The sequence below is a fragment of the Burkholderia sp. SCN-KJ genome (genome assembly GCF_024656005.1).
Taxonomy (GTDB): Bacteria; Pseudomonadota; Gammaproteobacteria; order Burkholderiales; family Burkholderiaceae; genus Burkholderia.
Genome location: NZ_JANKOG010000114.1, coordinates 1 through 341, shown reverse-complemented (window position 1 = coordinate 341; position 341 = coordinate 1). Strand labels below are relative to the sequence as shown.

Sequence of the window (341 nt, the reverse complement as noted above, 5' to 3'; positions counted from 1 at the left end):
ACCTGAGGTCATCTGTACTCAATGGGGGCATAGCTCAGCTGGGAGAGCACCTGCTTTGCAAGCAGGGGGTCGTCGGTTCGATCCCGTCTGCCTCCACCAATCACCAACGCTAAGTGCTTGGTTCACACGCCGAACCGAGAATTTTGCATTGGCGATTGAGCCAGTCAGAGTGATACGTAGTATGTATCGGCTGTCGTTCTTTAACAATCTGGAAGAAGTAAGTAATTTGGATAGCGGAAGCGTCTTGAGATGGACGTGGAAACTATCCGGGTTGTGATTGTATCGATGTATCTCAAGATGATTCGAACTCTATGTTTGACTCAATTGGAATACGGCACAAT

The 341-nt window shown here is 48.1% G+C and carries 1 tRNA gene; it reads left to right on the top strand.

Annotation, left to right across the window (positions count from 1 at the left end):
- Positions 1-23 precede the first annotated feature (23 nt).
- Positions 24-99: transfer RNA gene (locus NQV17_RS37880), tRNA-Ala, on the top strand.
- Positions 100-341 lie beyond the last annotated feature (242 nt).